At 60.7% G+C, this 16,860-nt stretch carries 15 protein-coding genes; 8 read left to right on the top strand and 7 right to left on the bottom strand.

Annotation, left to right across the window (positions count from 1 at the left end; translation table 11 throughout):
• Positions 1–23: 23 nt before the first annotated feature.
• Positions 24–1,355: an aminotransferase-like domain-containing protein gene (locus tag HGP31_RS14290; protein WP_168758007.1), complete on the bottom strand. Its 1,332-nt coding sequence runs from the start codon at positions 1,353–1,355 to the stop codon at positions 24–26.
• An 88-nt stretch (positions 1,356–1,443) separates the two neighbouring features.
• On the opposite strand from HGP31_RS14290, the gene HGP31_RS14285 reads away from it, so the two are divergent.
• The 5 genes from HGP31_RS14285 to HGP31_RS14265 all read left to right on the top strand — a co-directional run bounded on the left by HGP31_RS14285 (position 1,444) and on the right by HGP31_RS14265 (position 5,847).
• Entirely contained in the window at positions 1,444–2,340 is an 897-nt protein-coding gene (locus tag HGP31_RS14285) for a DMT family transporter (RefSeq protein WP_033045613.1), read from the top strand.
• Positions 2,341–2,430: 90 nt separating this feature from the next.
• Entirely contained in the window at positions 2,431–3,051 is a 621-nt protein-coding gene (locus HGP31_RS14280) for a LysE family translocator (protein WP_168758006.1), read from the top strand.
• A 30-nt stretch (positions 3,052–3,081) separates the two neighbouring features.
• Positions 3,082–4,044, top strand: coding sequence for a Dyp-type peroxidase (locus HGP31_RS14275; RefSeq protein ID WP_420850692.1), 963 nt, complete (start codon positions 3,082–3,084; stop codon positions 4,042–4,044).
• Positions 4,045–4,108: 64 nt separating this feature from the next.
• Positions 4,109–5,191 (top strand): bifunctional transcriptional activator/DNA repair enzyme AdaA, encoded by a 1,083-nt coding sequence (locus HGP31_RS14270; protein WP_168758004.1) that lies wholly within the window; start codon positions 4,109–4,111, stop codon positions 5,189–5,191.
• Between the two features lie 38 nt (positions 5,192–5,229).
• Complete coding sequence (locus HGP31_RS14265) at positions 5,230–5,847, top strand: DNA-3-methyladenine glycosylase family protein (RefSeq protein ID WP_083348955.1); 618 nt, start codon at positions 5,230–5,232, stop codon at positions 5,845–5,847.
• A 116-nt stretch (positions 5,848–5,963) separates the two neighbouring features.
• Here the strand turns inward: HGP31_RS14265 and HGP31_RS14260 are convergent, their stop codons facing one another.
• The 3 genes from HGP31_RS14260 to HGP31_RS14250 form a co-directional block, all read right to left on the bottom strand.
• Positions 5,964–7,061, bottom strand: a complete 1,098-nt coding sequence (locus HGP31_RS14260; RefSeq protein WP_020796314.1) for an extracellular solute-binding protein — start codon at positions 7,059–7,061, stop codon at positions 5,964–5,966.
• Between the two features lie 2 nt (positions 7,062–7,063).
• A complete protein-coding gene (gene aguA / locus HGP31_RS14255) occupies positions 7,064–8,188 on the bottom strand; it encodes an agmatine deiminase (protein WP_168758003.1) in 1,125 nt (374 codons plus the stop codon).
• Between the two features lie 100 nt (positions 8,189–8,288).
• A complete protein-coding gene (locus tag HGP31_RS14250; RefSeq protein WP_168758002.1) occupies positions 8,289–9,173 on the bottom strand; it encodes a LysR substrate-binding domain-containing protein in 885 nt (294 codons plus the stop codon).
• Positions 9,174–9,390: 217 nt separating this feature from the next.
• Here HGP31_RS14250 and HGP31_RS14245 point away from each other — a divergent pair, with 217 nt between their 5' ends.
• A complete protein-coding gene (locus HGP31_RS14245) occupies positions 9,391–9,879 on the top strand; it encodes a GFA family protein (RefSeq protein ID WP_168758001.1) in 489 nt (162 codons plus the stop codon).
• Positions 9,880–9,898: 19 nt separating this feature from the next.
• On the opposite strand, the gene HGP31_RS14240 is transcribed toward HGP31_RS14245, so the two are convergent.
• Positions 9,899–10,507 (bottom strand): MiaE family protein, encoded by a 609-nt coding sequence (locus HGP31_RS14240; RefSeq protein ID WP_008063957.1) that lies wholly within the window; start codon positions 10,505–10,507, stop codon positions 9,899–9,901.
• 168 nt (positions 10,508–10,675) lie between these two features.
• Here HGP31_RS14240 and HGP31_RS14235 point away from each other — a divergent pair, with 168 nt between their 5' ends.
• Positions 10,676–11,539 carry a universal stress protein gene (locus tag HGP31_RS14235; protein ID WP_168758000.1) on the top strand — a complete coding sequence of 288 codons (864 nt, stop codon included), beginning with the start codon at positions 10,676–10,678 and terminating at the stop codon, positions 11,537–11,539.
• Positions 11,540–11,658: 119 nt separating this feature from the next.
• Here the strand turns inward: HGP31_RS14235 and HGP31_RS14230 are convergent, their stop codons facing one another.
• Entirely contained in the window at positions 11,659–12,129 is a 471-nt protein-coding gene (locus HGP31_RS14230) for a DUF1289 domain-containing protein (RefSeq protein WP_033042326.1), read from the bottom strand.
• A gap of 408 nt (positions 12,130–12,537) precedes the next feature.
• Here HGP31_RS14230 and acnB point away from each other — a divergent pair, with 408 nt between their 5' ends.
• The gene (gene acnB / locus HGP31_RS14225) at positions 12,538–15,138 is read left to right on the top strand and encodes a bifunctional aconitate hydratase 2/2-methylisocitrate dehydratase (protein WP_020796321.1); all 2,601 of its coding nucleotides are present in this window, start codon (positions 12,538–12,540) and stop codon (positions 15,136–15,138) included.
• A gap of 190 nt (positions 15,139–15,328) precedes the next feature.
• On the opposite strand, the gene HGP31_RS14215 is transcribed toward acnB, so the two are convergent.
• The gene (locus HGP31_RS14215; protein ID WP_020801253.1) at positions 15,329–16,609 is read right to left on the bottom strand and encodes a serine/threonine transporter; all 1,281 of its coding nucleotides are present in this window, start codon (positions 16,607–16,609) and stop codon (positions 15,329–15,331) included.
• Between the last annotated feature and the right edge of the window lie 251 nt (positions 16,610–16,860).

The following is a 16,860-nucleotide window of genomic DNA, read 5'->3' as shown; positions in this document are numbered from 1 at the left end:
AAAACTGCCCAAGGATGTGCCCGTCATGAGTAATAGCCGACCACCCTCTTCACCGTCACCAATGCCTGGCTTAGCGCGTCCATGTCCACCGAGCCCAGCGCCAGGCGTAGCGCATGCGGAACATGCTGGGTAATCGCAAAGGGTTCGGCGGGCGACACCGACACCTGCTCGCGCATCAGCGCCATGGCAATCTGATCGGCCCTGGCGTCTTCGGCCAAGGGCAACCAGATGAAATACGAGGACGGATGGCTGATGCTCCGCAGTCCCGTCAGCACCTCACGAGCCAAGGCTTGGCGGGCCTGTGCGTCCGCGCGTTTTTGCGCCTCGAGCCGGCTGACAGTGCCGTCCTCTAGCCAGGCCGTGGCAATGGCGGTCATCACCCCAGGGGTGTTCCAGGTGGTCGCCATGATGGTGCGTTCAAACCCGGCAACCCATTGCGCCGGCCCGGCGACAATACCCACGCGCAAGCCTGTGGCGACATTCTTGGATAAGCCACTGACATACACGGTTCTTTCCGGTGCCATTTCCGCCAGCGGTGGCGGTGCGCTTTCGGCCAGGAAAGCGTAGGCCGCATCCTCAATGATCGTCAGGTCATACCGGCGTGCAATAGCCACCAGATGCTGGCGCTGATCGGCGTCCATTACCCAACCCAGCGGATTGTGCAGGGTCGGCATCGAATACACGGCTCGCACTGATCGAGTGCGGCAAAGTTTATCCAGGGCCGGCAGATCAGGTCCGTTGTCCGTTACGGGAATGGGCAGGACTTCGAGATGCAGTGTTTCCGCCAGCGTCTTGAAGCCCGGATAGGTCAAGGCATCCGCAACAATCACATCGCCAGGCTTGAGCAGGCTCATCAATACCACTGCCAGGCCGTGCTGGGCGCCACTGACGATGAGCACCTGTTCGGCTGGCACGTTCAGGCCACGCTCGCCCAGATGTCGGGCGAACGCTGCCCGCTCATGCAGACGCCCGGCGTGAGGCTGGTAACGCAGGAGCGACTCCAGGTCACCGGACAACGCGAGCTGACGCAGGGCGTTGCGCAACAGGTCAGCCTGCCCCGGCAAAGACGGATAGTTGAAGTTGAGGTCGATCATCCCCGCCGCGACCACCGATTGCGAAATGCCCTGGCCCGGCGGCAGTGAAGTCTCCCGGACAAAAGTCCCACGTCCGGTTTCACCACTGACCAGGCCAATGCTCTCAAGCTCGGCATACACCCGGCTCGCGGTGACCAACGCCAAACCGTGCTCAGTGGCCAGTTGCCGGTGGGTCGGCAAGCGTGTACCCGGAGGCAAACGCCCCGAGCGGATGTCAGCGGCAAAGGCGTCAACCAGCGTTTTGTAGCGGGATCGAGGCATGTACAAATGTATCCATGACAATTTTTTGATTGTATCGATGGTCAGCCATAGGATGGTTTCGTGCAATCAAACAATGAGCGTGAGTCACATGGAACGGACGTCTAACCTGCAAAACCCGACGCTGCAAAAAAATGCCAGCGGCTGGATCAACGGCCTGATTGGCGTGGTGATCTTCAGCGGCTCGCTGCCCGCGACGCGGGTGGCGGTACTCGAATTCGATCCGCTGTTCCTCACGGTAGCCCGCGCTACCCTCGCCGCAATTCTGGCGCTGTGCCTGCTGTTGCTGTTCAGGGAAAAACGCCCCGGCCGACATCAGCTTGTGCCCCTGACCATCGTGGCATTGGGCGTGGTGGTGGGGTTTCCGCTACTGACTGCGCTGGCGCTGCAGTACATCACATCCGCACACTCCATCGTGTTTGTCGGCCTGCTGCCGCTGGCAACTGCGGTGTTCGGCGTCTTGCGCGCAGGCGAACGCCCCCGGCCAGTGTTCTGGGTCTTCTCGGTGCTGGGCAGCCTGCTGGTGGTCGGGTTCGCCGTAGCCCAGGGCCTGACGGCCTCACCCCTAGGCGACATCCTGATGTTGTTGGCGATCCTGGCTTGCGGCCTGGGTTATGCCGAAGGTGCAAAGCTATCGCGCACACTCGGCGGCTGGCAGGTGATTTCCTGGGCGCTGGTACTTGCGTTGCCAGCCATGGCTGCATTGACCTTGTGGCGGTTGCCTGGCTCGTTCGCCAGCATCAGTACGCCGGCCTGGTTCAGCCTGGGGTACGTGTCGCTGTTCAGCATGCTGATAGGCTTCGTGTTCTGGTATCGCGGACTGGCGCAAGGGGGCATCGCCGTCGTCGGGCAACTGCAATTGCTGCAACCCTTTTTCGGCCTGGCACTGGCCGCCACCTTGCTGCATGAACACGTCAGCCTGTCCATGCTGGGCGTGACCGTGGCGGTGATCCTGTGTGTGGCAGGGGCGAAAAAATTCGCGCGCTAGCCACTGGTACGCTGCCTGTGTCCCTGACTGTACGGGTCAAGTCCCTGGGCAGCTGTGATAAAAATACGGCTTCTGCTGCTGGAGCCGAACATGGACCTCACCACCCTTACCCTCTTCCTTCCAGCCTGCTTCGCCCTGAACATGGCGCCAGGCCCGAACAACCTGCTGTCGGTCAGCAATTCGACCCGCTACGGCTACCGCACCGCTTGCCTGGCGGGCATGGGTCGCCTGCTCGCTTTCGCCGGCATGATCGCCCTCGCCTCGGCCGGTCTGGCGGTGGTGCTGCAAACCTCGGAATTGTTGTTCTACGCAATCAAGATTCTCGGTGCCGCGTACCTGTTTTATCTCGCCTGGCAATTGTGGCGTGCCCACCCCGACGCGGAAACCGCGGTGAGCGCCCCGTCGGTGGGGATGCTGGCGTTGGCTCGGCAAGAGTTCCTGGTGGCGGCTGGCAACCCGAAGGCAATCCTGATCTTCACCGCGTTCCTGCCGCAATTCGTCGACTCGACCCATGCCATCGCACCGCAATTTGCGCTGTTGGGCGCGTTGTTCCTGATGCTGGAATGGATTGCTATCGGCGCCTACGCTTACATGGGCCTGCACATGCGCCGCTGGTTTGCCAAACCTTCGGGCAAGCGGATGTTCAATCGCTGCTGCGCAGGGTTACTGTCGGCGGCGGCTTCAGTGTTGCTAATGGCGCGTCGGGCCTGACCAAACTACCGCTCATGGGGACACATGCCGATGGATCAATCAACGCCGGACGCACAGTCCATCTGCAGCCCCATTACCCGCAGCGCGATTTTTATCGTGGCAACCCTGGTTCCCGGCAGTGACGCCGCCAGCAAAGTGCGGGGCTGGTGCGCAGACATCGCAGCCCTCACACGCTCGGTAGGCAAACGCGTGCCCTCCGGTAACCTGTCGTGCATCTGTGGCTTTGGCTCTGCGGCGTGGGACACCTTGTTTGGCCATCCGCGTCCCGCCTCGCTGCACAACTTCCGTGAATTCGGACCCGAGGAACGACGCGCCATCTCCACCCCAGGCGATCTGTTGCTGCACATTCGGGCTGAGCAGATGGACCTCTGCTTTGAACTGGCGACGCAATTGCTCTCAGCGCTGGGCAATGCGGTGTCGGTGGTCGATGAAGTCCAGGGCTTCCGCTATTTCGACATGCGCAGCATCATCGGCTTTGTCGATGGCACCGAAAATCCCGTCGGTCGCAAGGCTGGCAGCTTCACGATGGTGGGCGATGAAGACCCCTCTTTCAGCGCAGGCAGCTATGTGCTGGTGCAGAAGTACCTGCACAAGATGGATGCCTGGAACGCGTTATCCGTCGAGGCGCAGGAGCGGATTATCGGGCGGACGAAGTTATCCGATATCGAACTCGACGATTCGGTCAAGCCGAGCAATTCGCACAGTGCCTTGACGACCATCACCAAGGACGGCGAAGAAGTAAAGATCCTGCGCGACAACATGCCCTTTGGCCGGCCAGGCGCTGGCGAATTCGGCACCTACTTCATCGGCTATGCGCGCTCGCCCGAACCTCTGGAGCAGATGCTCGAGAACATGTTTGTCGGCAAGCCCGCCGGTAATTACGACCGTTTGCTGGATTTCAGCACGGCAGTTACCGGTGGCCTGTTTTACGCTCCCTCGGCTGATCTACTGGAAGAACTGGCGGATCGCGCGCCCTTGGGCACCTGCCGGTGAACGCGGGCAATTCCCTGTCGATTTTCCGGTGGAGGGGTTCTGCCCCGCCGCTTAAGCTCAACCCATGAACCTACAAAACACGCTACTGCCGCCCCACGCCGAGATGGTCCGCGCCATGCTCGAACGAGACACCGCCTACGAGGGGGTGTTTTTTACCGCGGTCAAGACGACCGGTATTTTCTGCCGTCCTGGCTGCACCGCGCGCAGCCCGAAACCTGAAAATGTCGAGTTCTTCGCCCACGCCGATGAATGCCTGGCGGCGGGCTACCGCGCTTGCCTGCGCTGCAAACCCATGGACGCCGCGGCGATAGCGCCGCACTGGGTCCAGCAGTTGCTCAACTCAGTGGACGCCGATCCCGAGCAGCGCTGGACCGATGCCCAGTTAATCGCTGAAGGCATCGAGCCGCTGAAACTGCGTCGCTGGTTCAAGCAGCATTTGGGCATGACCTTTCATGCCTGGCTACGCACCCGACGCCTTGGCATGGCCTTGGGCGGGATCAAGCAGGGCCACTCCATCGACAGCGCCGCGTACGACTCCGGTTACGAATCCCTCAGCGGTTTTCGCGATGCATTCCAGAAGTCGTTCCACATCACGCCGGGCCGCGCCGCCAACAGTGAGCCGCTGCTGTTCACGCGCCTGACCACTCCGCTTGGGCCGATGATCGCCATGGCCGAACGTCGCGGACTGGTGTTACTGGAGTTCCTCGACCAGCCCAGCCTGAGCCGGGAAGTGCAAGCGCTGCAAAACCGCTTTGGTTACGTCGTGGCGCCAGGGCATAACGGGCATTTGCAGCAAATCGAAGACCAACTGAGCGAATATTTCGCCGGAAAACGGACTGAATTCAGCGTTGCCCTGCACATGCCCGGCAGCGAATTTTCCCGCCAGGTATGGGCCGAACTGGCACACATCCCCTACGGCCAGACCACCACCTACGGAGCGATCGCATCCACCCTGGGCAAACCCGGCGCCAGTCGGGCCGTGGGGTTGGCCAACGGTCATAACCGCCTCTCGATTGTCGTACCCTGCCATCGGGTGATCGGCGCCGACGGCTCGCTGACCGGCTACGCTGGAGGCCAGCCGCGCAAGGCGTTCCTGCTCAGGCTGGAGAAGGCGGCGGTACAGATTACCGAGCAACTGGCCTTTTGATCACAGGCTGCGTTCGTCAGCCGCTCCAAGGATGCTCTATGCCTGTCCCCTACCCACTGGCCACCCAATGGCTGGCGAACCTGGATGACGACTGGCGTCGCCACATCGACGCCATCGGCCCGTGCCTGCATCAACCTCACACAGCCCGCGATCCCTATGAGTCACTGGTGCGGGCGATCGCCTACCAGCAACTGCACGCCAAGGCCGGGGATGCGATTATCGGCCGGTTGCTGGCGCTGTACCCATCGGTGGCGTTTCCACAGCCTGGGCAGATTGTCGCGACTGATTTTGAGCGACTGCGCAGTTGCGGCTTTTCCGCCAGCAAGATCGCAACCATTCAAGGCATCGCCCAGGCTGCACTGGACGGCGTGGTGCCGGATTACGCCACGGCGCTGGCCATGGACGATGAAGCACTGATCGAACGCCTGGTAACCCTGCGCGGCGTGGGGCGCTGGACGGTCGAGATGCTATTGATCTACAGCCTGGAGCGACCGGACATCTTGCCGGCCGATGACTTTGGCGTACGCGAGGGTTATCGACGGCTCAAGGGGCTCCAGGTGCAACCGACGCGCAAGCAGATGATCGAGATCGGGTTGGCCTGGAGCCCGTATCGGACGGTGGCAGCGTGGTATTTGTGGCGGGTGCCCAGCCGTTAAACGGACTGTGGCGAGGGGATTCATCCCCGCTGGGCTGCGAAGCGGCCCCAAAAAATGGGACTGCTGCGCAGCCCAGCTCGCCACAGGTTTGCTTGGAGCTTGACTGCCCAAGCCCATCACAACCCCGATTTCAACCGGCTGAACGCCCGAATCAAAGCGCGGTTGAACGCCTTGCCATTGTCATTCTTGCTGTACAACGACGCTCGCACCGCCTGCGGCGGATAAGTCCCCGGATCATTGCGAATCGCCGGATCGATCAAGCTATCCGCCGCCGTGATGGCATTGGCATAGTGGATGGTGTCGGTAATCGGCGCGATCACTTCAGGTGTCATCAGGTAGTCCATCAATGCCAGTCCCGCCTCGGGATGCGGCGCGTCCTTGGGAATGACCATGGCATCGAACCAGATCAGCGTGCCCTCTTTCGGTATCCGGTACTTCAATGAAAACGGCTTTCCTGCCGCTTTTGCCTGGCCCGCCGCAATGGCCACGTTCCCGTTCCACGACATCGCCACGCAGGTATTGCCGTTGGCCAGGTCGCTGATGTTCAGGTCGTTGTCGAAGTAGCGAATGTAGGGGCGAATCTTCGCCAGCTGCTGTTCGGCCAGTTTCAGGTCATCGAGGTTCTGGCGGTTGATGTCCAGGCCCAGGTACTTCATGACCGCCGCGAACACTTCGTTCGGATCGTTGAGCAGGCTGACCCCGCAATCGGCGAATTTCGAAACCACCGTCGGGTCGAACAGCATTGCCCAGCTGTCCGTCGGTGCATCGGGCAGGCGCTGCTTGACCGCCTCCTCCTGATAACCCACGCCAGTGGTTCCCCAGGCGTAGATCCCGGCGTAACGGTTACCCGGATCGAACACGGCCATGTGCTGACGGAACTCTTCGCCGACGCCGGCAAAGTGCGGTATCTGCTGTTTATCCACGGTCTGGATCGCACCACTCTGGATGGCTCGCGACAGATGCTGCCCCGCCGTCAGCACCAGGTCGTAACCGCTACGACCAGTGAGCAATTTGGTCTCGACGGTTTCCAGGGAATCGAAGTGATCGACGACCACATGGATACCGGTTTTCTTCTCGAAGTTGGTCAAGGTGTCCGGGGCCAGGTACTCGCCCCAGATGTACAGGTTCACCACCGGTTTGGCGGTGTCGGCGGCCTGCACACACAGGGGTGCAAGCACCAGCAGTAACGCTTGGGTCAGTTTGTGCAGGCCCATGATCAAACTCCCTGTTCGTTGCAGGCAGTACCGGCGTACTGCGGCATGGTGATGCACGCGACATTGCCGCCACCGAGGAGAATTTCCCGGGAGTTTTCGATGCCGACGATCTTGTGCCTCGGGAACAGTTCGGCCAGGGTCGCCAACGCCACCTGATCATTGCGGTCGCCAAACAGCGGCACAACGATCGAGGTGTTACCGGCGTAGTAATTGATATAGGACGCGCAGATTTTCGTGCCAGCCCGGCGAGCATGCGTGCTGTCCTGTTGGTCCAGGCCCTCGGCCTCTTCGGCTGTCCACTCCAGCACATCCGGTTGTGGCAGCTTGTGCACGATCAGCTCGCGACCACGGCTGTCGCGGGTACTGCGCAGGATGTCGTAGGCCTCCTGGTAGATTTCCCACTGCGGGTCGTCGCGATTGTCGGTCCATTGCAGCACTACCTCGCCCGGGCGTACGAAGCACGCCAGATCGTCGACGTGGCCGTCGGTTTCGTCGAACTTGCAGCCCCGTGGCAGCCAGATGACCTGCTCGGCGCCGAGGTAATCGGTCAAGCGCCTGGTGACTTCGTCCTTGCCCAGATGCTGGTTGCGGTTACGGTTGAGCAGGCATTGCTCGGTGGTGAGAATGCTGCCCTGGCCGTCGCTCTGGATACCGCCCAGCTCTGCAATCAACGGTGCCCGATAGCGGTTGAAGCGTTCGATTTCGAGGATTTTGCTGGCGATCTGATCGTCCTTGTCCCACGGGTAGTACAAGCCGCCGTCGAGGCCGCCGTAGGCGTTGAACTCGAAATCCACGCCGCGCACTTCACCGCTCTGGTCGTTGACCACGAAGCACGGACCGCTGTCGCGGAACCAGGTGTCGTTGCAGGTCATTTCCACTACGCGTACTTGCGGCGGCAACTGGCGGCGAGCGGTGGCGAATTGCGCGGCCGAAGCGCAGACGGTAACCGGCTCGCTCTGGGAGATCGCGGTGACGATCTGCACCCAGACTTTCTGCGCAGGCTTGGCGCCATTGCGCCAGACGTCGGTGCGTTCAGGCCAACCGAGCCAGCAGCCGGACTTGGTTTCGAATTCACCGGGCAACCGGAAACCGTCAAGTTTGGGCGTGGAGTCGAGCAAACGTGCCATGGGCAAACCTCATCAGCGGGGATTGGAATGACCACAGGCTAAGGTCGCGAGCGCCCTCCTCGCCAACGATGATTATTTCGGAACACTTGAATTCAACTCATCAATCGATCAGTTGATCGTTGAACCATTCGAGCATCTGCGTCACGGCAGGCCGCTCCAGGCGAACCCGCTCGCACACCAGCGCGTATTGCCCCAATGCCGTTATGCTTGAGGTGAATGGCCGGACCAGGCGACCGCTGAGCAAATCTTCCTGGGCCGTCAGGTTATCGCCCATGGCGACGCCCTGCCCCTGGGCCGCGGCTTCCAGGGCCAATCCGGCATGGGCGAAGTACAGTTGCCGTTCGGGGCGCTGGTCACCGGCATGGCTGGTGAGCCAGGCGGTCCAGGTCTTGCCGTCCTGATCGTCATGCAGCAAGCAATGGCGGGCCAGGTCCCTGGGGGTTTTCAGGGTGCCCTGGTTGAATAGGCCAGGACTGCACACCGGAAAAAACTGCAGCGCCGGCAATGGCCGGACGAAATACGCACTGCTGTCCACCGGGCCCGTGCCGTAGGTGATCGCCAGGTCGATGTCTTCTCCCGGCGCCGTGGCATCGATCGGCTGTTCGTAGAGGTGCAAGGTGATGTGCGGATAACGCGCATAGAAATCCGAAAGGCGACTCATCAGCCACTTCTGCGCCAGCTCGGCAGTGACCGCCAGGCGCAACACCGCCAGGGACGAAGGGTCGCGAAGCTCGTCGCAGGCATCACCGATCAATTCAAAGGCCTGCTGCAAGCTTTGCATCAGGCGCCCGGCGGCCACGGTCGGACGAATCTGCCGGCCTTCGCGCACGAACAGCGAAACGCCGAGCTGTTCTTCCAACTGGCGGATCTGATGACTGACGGCGCTGTCAGTCACGCACAACTCCGCCGCCGCCCGGCCAAAATGAGCGTGACGGGCGGCGCATTCGAAGGTTCTGAGGGCTGCGAGGGAGGGTAATCGGCGCATCGGGTCGAGTCCGGGTTTCGAGGCGCCCATGCTGACCCGGTGGAAGGTAGGCGTCCAGTGGGACCGCGTTATCGTTCTTCGCGAGCAGGCTCGCTCCCACAAAGGTTTTGTGGGCTTTGCGGATCATTGTGGGAGCGAGCCTGCTCGCGAAGGCGTCGGCAATCGCGCCGCATATCTTCTAGGCTGAACCGAGTCAATTCGGCCACTGGAGATTCCCATGCAACTCGAAGGCTCATGCCATTGCGGCGCGGTGTCGTTCAACCTGACCAGCGCCCATCCCTACCCCTATCAACGCTGCTACTGCTCGATCTGCCGCAAGACCCAGGGCGGTGGCGGTTATGCGATCAATATTGCCGGTGACGCCCATAGCCTCAAGGTGCGCGGGCGCAAGAACATCGCGATCTACCATGCGCTGCTCAAGGGCGAAGGCGAGCAGCGCGCCCACCGCAGCAGTGCCGAGCGGCATTTCTGCTCGCTGTGCGGCTCGGGCTTGTGGCTATTCAGCCCTGAATGGCCGGAATTGATCCACCCATTCGCCTCGGCGATCGACACGCCGCTGCCCGTGGCGCCGCAGCACACACATTTGTTGCTGGACTCCAAGGCCTCCTGGGTGGAGGTCGAGGTGAAGCCCGGCGATAAACAGTTCGAGGGTTATCCCGAAGAATCGATCGCCGAGTGGCATGAGCGCCTGGGCTTGAGCCGTTAAGCCCGCGACTGGTTGATCTTTACGCCGCCACTGGCACGCCACTGTGGAAGCGAAACTCCACATCCGGCGATTCGATCAGTTCCTGCTCGGCGGCCCGCACCTTGTCTATCACCTGGGCGATGTCCTTGGCGTCCCCGTACTGGTACGCCAGTTTCAGGTAGCCCTGGAAGTGCCGGGCCTCGCTTTTGAGCAGGCCGAAGTAGAACTTGCCCAGTTCCTCGTCCAGGTGTGGTACCAACGCCTCGAAACGCTCGCAGCTGCGGGCCTCGATGAACGCACCGACCACGAGCGTATCCACCAGCTTGACCGGTTCGTGACTGCGTACCACCTTGCGCAGTCCCGAGGCGTAGCGCCCGGCGGACAGTTGGCGCAACCCGATCTTGCGTTTTTTCATCAGGCGCATGACCTGCTCATGGTGCACCAACTCTTCCCGGGCCAGACGCGACATCATGTTGATCAGGTCGACGTGGGAGTGGTACTTGGCAATCAGGCTAAGCGCCGTGCTGGCCGCCTTGAACTCGCAATTCTTGTGGTCGATCAGCAAGGTGTCCTGATCGGCCAAAGCGGCCTGAACCCAGCCATCCGGGGTGCGGCAGCCGAGGAACTCGTGAATTTCGGGAAGGATCATGGGGCTCACGGAAAAAGGGTAGAAAAGGTATAAAACGAAGGGCGCCGATTATACCGGCCTGCCCGAAGACCACCAGTCACACCGTTGATATGCATCAAGTCACCGATTGCCGCACAGGAACTATAGTTGTGCAACGCCATGCTTTTTCATTTTCAGGAGATCCCGATCATGCAAGCCATTCGCAGCATCCTGGTGGTCATCGACCCCGAGCATTCGGAAAGCCTGGCACTCAAACGAGCCAAACTGATCGCCGGTGTAACCCAGGCGCACCTGCATCTGCTGGTGTGTGACCGCAAGCACGATCACAGCGCCATGCTGGGCGTGCTCAAGGCTGCCCTGCTGCAAGACGGGTACAGCGTCACGACCGAGCAGGCCTGGAATGAAAGCCTGCACGAAACCATCGTCGACGTGCAGCAGGCCGAAGGCTGCGGGCTGGTCATCAAACAGCATTTCCCTGACAGCTCGCTGAAAAAGGCCCTGCTGACCCCGGTGGACTGGAAACTGCTACGCCACTGCCCTACCCCGGTGCTGCTGGTGAAAACCGCCGGTTCGTGGAAGGACAAGGTGATCCTGGCGGCTGTCGACGTTGGCAATATGGATAGTGAACACCGTCATCTGCACAACACCATCATCGATTACGGCTACGACATCGCCAGCCTGGCCAAGGCGCATCTGCATGTGATCAGTGCTCATCCTTCGCCCATGCTGTCGGCAGCCGACCCAACGTTGCAGCTGAGCGAGACCATCGAGGCGCGCTATCGCGAACAATGCAAGGCGTTCCAGGCCGAGTTCGACATCGACAACGAACACCTGCACATTGCCGAGGGCCCGGCGGATGTGTTGATTCCGTTCATGGTGCACAAGCTGCAGGCGGCCGTGACAGTGATCGGCACCGTGGCGCGCAGTGGTTTATCGGGGACGTTGATCGGCAATACGGCGGAAGTGGTGCTCGATGCGGTAGAGAGCGATGTGCTGGTGCTCAAGCCCCAGGAAGTCGAGGATCACCTGGAGGAGTTGGCGGTCAAGCATTGAGATTCGTAGCGCCTGCCAGGCCGTCTTCGCGAGCAAGCCCGCTCCCACACTCAACCGCAAATCAACTGAAGGAACGCGGTTGAATGTGGGAGCGGGCTTGCTCGCGAAGCTTTCAGGGTCTAGCCGCCAAACGCGTCCTTGAGGAACCCCGGCGCGATGTACCGCTGGTAATGCGCCTCGGACAGCAGGAAAAATTCCCGATCGATGGCGTCGCGCAGTTCCGGCAGGTTCCAATCGCGAAACTCAGGCAACAACACCATCCCATAGGCTTGCAAGTTGTTGATGACCCGCGCGCCCCTGGCGATCAACTGGTAGGCCCAGCAATACTGGGACTGATGCGGCACAAAGCGGATCTTGCGCTGTTCCAGCTGCGTTCGCAGCAACGCCGGATCGAAAATCTCCACCTTGGCGGCCATCACCTGGGACAACAACTGCTCGAGACGCAGCCATACTGCGCGCTTTTCTTCCTCGTTGTAGCCGTTCCAGTGAATCACTTCGTGGTGGAAACGCTTGCAGCCACGGCACACCAAATCACCGTAAACAGTGGAGCAAAGGCCGACGCAGGGGGTCTTGATGGTCTGATTGGGCATAGGTAGGCAAAACGCGAAAAAGCAAAACAGGACGGCATGTTAGCCCTTTGTCTAACATTGATCACCCCTCAAAGTTTCAGGTGCCAACTTACCTTTAATTTTTTTTTGCCGTAGAATCAGCCTGCCTTTTTAGGCGCCAATGTCCGTTAGAAGCTGTTTTCAAAGCGTCACGAGCACAGTCGTTCCTTCAGAGCGGTGTTGGCGAGGGGTTTTTCCAGCGGGGAAAAGCCCAACGCCAACCCTCATCAGCTCCCGTTCTGCAGGCGTAAAACTTTGAAAGCAGCTTCTGTAAGGAATTGTCGGTAATTCTGGCTAAGTGGCTCACAACGCCACGCAGCGCATGAGTACGGCAATTTCGGGATGAGCGTCCCGGACACCCATTTGGGACCACTGATGAGGGTAATAACTGTGCTTGAAGCCTACCGCAAACATATCGAAGAGCGTGCAGCACTGGGTATCGTTCCCCAGCCGCTTAACGCCGAACAAACTGCAGGCCTGGTCGAGCTGCTGAAGAACCCCCCGGCTGGCGAAGAAGCATTTCTCGTTGACCTGATCACCAATCGCGTTCCGCCTGGAGTGGACGAAGCAGCCTATGTCAAGGCCGGCTTCCTGTCCGCCATCGCCAAAGGCGAAGCCAAATCCCCCCTGATCGACAAGAAGCGCGCTGTTGAACTGCTCGGCACCATGCAGGGTGGCTACAACATCGTGACCCTGGTCAACCTGCTGGACGACGCCGAGCTGGCACCAGTAGCGGCCGAAGAACTCAAGCACACCCTGCTGATGTTCGATGCCTTCCACGACGTCGCTGAAAAAGCCAAGAACGGTAACGTACACGCCAAAGGCGTGCTGCAGTCCTGGGCTGACGGCGAGTGGTTCGTGAAACGCCCTGTGCTGGCCGACAAGATCAGCCTGCGTGTGTTCAAGGTGACTGGCGAGACCAACACCGACGACCTGTCCCCTGCACCTGATGCCTGGTCCCGCCCGGACATCCCGCTGCACGCCCTGGCCATGCTGAAAATGGCTCGCGACGGCATCGTGCCTGACGCACAAGGCGTCACCGGCCCGATGAAGCAGATCGAAGAAATGCGCAACGCCGGCTTCCCGATCGCCTACGTTGGCGACGTGGTCGGTACCGGTTCTTCGCGTAAATCGGCCACCAACTCGGTACTGTGGTTCTTCGGCGACGACGTTCCCTACGTGCCGAACAAGCGTGCCGGCGGTTTCTGCTTCGGCAGCAAGATCGCTCCGATCTTCTACAACACCATGGAAGATGCTGGCGCACTGCCAATCGAATTCGACGTATCCAACATGCACATGGGCGACGTGATCGACCTGTACCCGCATGCTGGCAAAGTCTGCAAGCACGGCACCGACGAAGTCCTGACCACCTTCGAAATGAAGACCCCGGTCCTGTTGGACGAAGTGCGCGCCGGCGGCCGTATCCCGCTGATCATCGGCCGTGGCCTGACCGAGAAAGCTCGTACCGAGCTGGGTCTGCCACCTTCGACGCTGTTCAAGAAGCCTGAAGCTCCAGCTGAAAGCACCAAGGGCTTCACCCTGGCGCAGAAAATGGTCGGCAGGGCTTGCGGCGTGACCGGCGTTCGCCCGGGCACCTACTGCGAACCGAAGATGACCACCGTGGGTTCCCAGGACACCACCGGTCCAATGACCCGTGACGAACTGAAAGACCTGGCGTGCCTGGGCTTCTCGACCGACCTGGTGATGCAGTCCTTCTGCCACACCGCGGCTTACCCCAAGCCGATCGACGTGACCACCCACCACACCCTGCCTGACTTCATCATGACCCGCGGCGGCGTTTCCCTGCGTCCGGGCGACGGCATCATCCACTCGTGGCTGAACCGCATGCTGCTGCCAGACACCGTCGGCACCGGTGGTGACTCGCACACCCGTTTCCCGATCGGCATCTCGTTCCCGGCCGGTTCCGGCCTGGTAGCATTCGCCGCGGCCACCGGCGTCATGCCGCTGGACATGCCTGAGTCGATCCTGGTTCGCTTCAAAGGCGAACTGCAGCCAGGCGTCACCCTGCGTGACCTGGTTCACGCCATTCCTTACTACGCGATCCAGAAAGGCCTGCTGACCGTAGAGAAGAAAGGCAAGAAGAACGCCTTCTCCGGCCGCATCCTGGAGATCGAAGGCCTGCCTAAGCTGACCGTAGAGCAAGCGTTCGAACTGTCTGACGCCTCGGCCGAACGTTCGGCTGCCGGTTGCACCATCCAGCTGTCCAAAGAGTCGATTGCCGAATACCTGCAGTCCAACATCACCCTGCTGCGCTGGATGATCGGCGAAGGCTACGGCGATGCACGCACTCTGGAACGTCGCGCTCAAGCGATGGAAGCCTGGCTGGCCAACCCTGAGCTGCTGCAAGCGGACAAAGACGCTGAATACGCCGAGATCATCGAGATCGACCTGGCCGACATCAAGGAGCCTGTGCTCTGCGCGCCGAACGACCCGGACGACGCTCGCCTGCTCTCCAGCGTTGCTGGCGAGAAGATCGACGAAGTGTTCATCGGTTCGTGCATGACCAACATCGGTCACTTCCGCGCTGCCGGCAAGTTGCTGGAACAGGTCAAGGGTCAGCTGCCAACCCGTCTGTGGCTGTCGCCGCCGACCAAGATGGACGCTCACCAGCTGACCGAAGAAGGCTACTACGGCATCTACGGCAAGGCTGGCGCGCGCATGGAAATGCCAGGCTGCTCGCTGTGCATGGGTAACCAGGCACGTGTAGAGCCGAACTCGACTGTAGTGTCGACTTCGACCCGTAACTTCCCGAACCGTCTGGGTGACGGCGCGAACGTCTACCTGGCTTCGGCTGAACTGGCGTCCGTGGCTTCCATCCTGGGTCGCCTGCCGACCGTCGAGGAGTACATGGAATACGCTGGCAAGATCGACAGCATGGCGGCCGATGTCTACCGCTACCTGTCCTTCGACCAGATTGCCGAGTTCCGTGAAGCTGCTGCGAACGCCAACATCCCGGTCGTTCAAGCCTAACGTTTCAACGCAATGAAAAACGCCGCCCATCGTGAGATGAGCGGCGTTTTTTTATGCCTGTACCGATCGTTCCCACGCTCCGCGTGGGAATGCAGCCCGGGACGCTCTGCGTCCCTTTCCAAAGCTGGAACGCGGAGCGTTCCCTTGAGGCATTCCCACGCAGAGCTTGGGAACGATCAAGGTGACGGGGTCAGGCGCTCAGCGAATAGATCAACGCCGAGATCGCCACCAGCCCAACTGCCACTACAAACACGTTCGACGCCTGGCCACGATAACGTGCCATCGCCGGTATCTTGCGGATAGCGTACATCGGCATCAGGAACAGGATTGCCGCGATCACCGGACCGCCCAGGGTTTCGATCATGCCGAGGATGCTCGGGTTCAGCGTGGCGACGATCCAGCACACCACCAGCATGAACGCCGCGACGATGCGGTCCAGGGTCTTGGCTGCTGGACGTTTGCCGCTCTTGACGATCAGGCCCTTGAGGCCTTCGCTGGCGCCGATGTAGTGCCCCAGGAACGACTTGGAGATGGCCACGAAGGCAATCAACGGTGCCGCGAAGGCAATGGTCGGATTGCTGAAGTGGTTGGCCAGGTACGAAAGGATCGACAGGTTCTGTGCCTTTGCCTCGGCCAGTTGCGCCGGCGACAGGGTCAACACGCAGCTGAACACGAAGAACAGCACCATCACCACCATCAACGCGTGGGCCCGGGACAGGATCTGCGAGCTGCGCTCTTCGGCGTGCTCGCCGTATCGGCGCTTCTGGTCCACGGCGAATGCCGAGATGATCGGCGAATGGTTGAACGAGAACACCATTACCGGAATCGCCAGCCACAAGGTGCGCAGCAACGCCGATGGCTCAGGCAGCGTGCTGGCCGTGGTCAGGATGCCGCCATTCCAGTGTGGAATCAGGAACACCGCCAGGAACAGCAGCGCGACGATGAACGGGTAGACCATCAGGCTCATGGCCTTGACGATCACCTGCTCGCCGCAGCGCACCACGGCCAGCAGGCCGAGGATCAGCACGAACGACAGGACCGCACGCGGTGGCGGCATGATGTGCAGTTGATGTTCGAGGAAGCTGCCCACGGTGTTGGTCAGGGCCACGCTGTAGATCAACAGGATCGGGAAGATCGCGAAGAAGTACAGCAAGGTGATCAACGCACCGGCCTTGAGCCCGAAATGCTCTTCCACCACTTCGGTGATGTCCGCGCCTTCGCGGCCAGACAGCACAAAGCGGGTCAGGCCTCGGTGTGCGTAGAACGTCATCGGAAACGCCAGCAATGCCAGGACCAAAAGCGGCCAGAATCCGCCCAGGCCCGCATTGATCGGTAAAAACAGGGTTCCCGCGCCAATCGCCGTACCAAACAAGCCCAGCATCCAGGTGGTGTCCTGGCGATTCCAGCTCGTAAGAGTTGCGGGTGTCGCTGCTACAAAGCGTTCGTTAACGCTATTGGCCTGATCATTCATCCGGTGGGATCTCCACATTCCGGTCACTTGCCACCCGGCCAGGACGCGTCGGAATACCCGACAGGCAGCGCCTGGCCGAAACAGGGGCGCGATTCTGGAGGATTAGTGAACAGAAGCAAAGACTTAGGTGAGGAACGGTGGTACCAGGTTGCACCTTTGCCCCCCTGCAAGGACTCGCAATCAATGGCAGACGACGATGTGCGCTTGATAAAGGTTATTCATCATGTATTTTTAAAGAACCTGTCAACCCT

The sequence above is a fragment of the Pseudomonas umsongensis genome (assembly GCF_012647205.1).
In the GTDB taxonomy this organism is placed as follows: Bacteria; Pseudomonadota; Gammaproteobacteria; order Pseudomonadales; family Pseudomonadaceae; genus Aquipseudomonas; species Aquipseudomonas umsongensis.
This window is presented reverse-complemented; position numbering and strand designations above follow the sequence as displayed.

Coding starts and splice junctions, on each gene's coding strand:
- HGP31_RS14245 (WP_168758001.1), top strand. CDS start 9,391: ATGCAACTCGAAGGCTCATGCCATTGCGGCGCGGTGTCGTTCAACCTG.
- HGP31_RS14260 (WP_020796314.1), bottom strand. CDS start 7,061: ATGGGCCTGCACAAACTGACCCAAGCGTTACTGCTGGTGCTTGCACCC.
- HGP31_RS14285 (WP_033045613.1), top strand. CDS start 1,444: ATGGAACGGACGTCTAACCTGCAAAACCCGACGCTGCAAAAAAATGCC.
- aguA (WP_168758003.1), bottom strand. CDS start 8,188: ATGGCACGTTTGCTCGACTCCACGCCCAAACTTGACGGTTTCCGGTTG.
- HGP31_RS14235 (WP_168758000.1), top strand. CDS start 10,676: ATGCAAGCCATTCGCAGCATCCTGGTGGTCATCGACCCCGAGCATTCG.
- HGP31_RS14230 (WP_033042326.1), bottom strand. CDS start 12,129: ATGCCCAATCAGACCATCAAGACCCCCTGCGTCGGCCTTTGCTCCACT.
- HGP31_RS14240 (WP_008063957.1), bottom strand. CDS start 10,507: ATGATCCTTCCCGAAATTCACGAGTTCCTCGGCTGCCGCACCCCGGAT.
- HGP31_RS14250 (WP_168758002.1), bottom strand. CDS start 9,173: ATGCGCCGATTACCCTCCCTCGCAGCCCTCAGAACCTTCGAATGCGCC.
- HGP31_RS14290 (WP_168758007.1), bottom strand. CDS start 1,355: ATGCCTCGATCCCGCTACAAAACGCTGGTTGACGCCTTTGCCGCTGAC.
- HGP31_RS14265 (WP_083348955.1), top strand. CDS start 5,230: ATGCCTGTCCCCTACCCACTGGCCACCCAATGGCTGGCGAACCTGGAT.
- HGP31_RS14275 (WP_420850692.1), top strand. CDS start 3,082: ATGGATCAATCAACGCCGGACGCACAGTCCATCTGCAGCCCCATTACC.
- HGP31_RS14215 (WP_020801253.1), bottom strand. CDS start 16,609: ATGAATGATCAGGCCAATAGCGTTAACGAACGCTTTGTAGCAGCGACA.
- HGP31_RS14280 (WP_168758006.1), top strand. CDS start 2,431: ATGGACCTCACCACCCTTACCCTCTTCCTTCCAGCCTGCTTCGCCCTG.
- HGP31_RS14270 (WP_168758004.1), top strand. CDS start 4,109: ATGAACCTACAAAACACGCTACTGCCGCCCCACGCCGAGATGGTCCGC.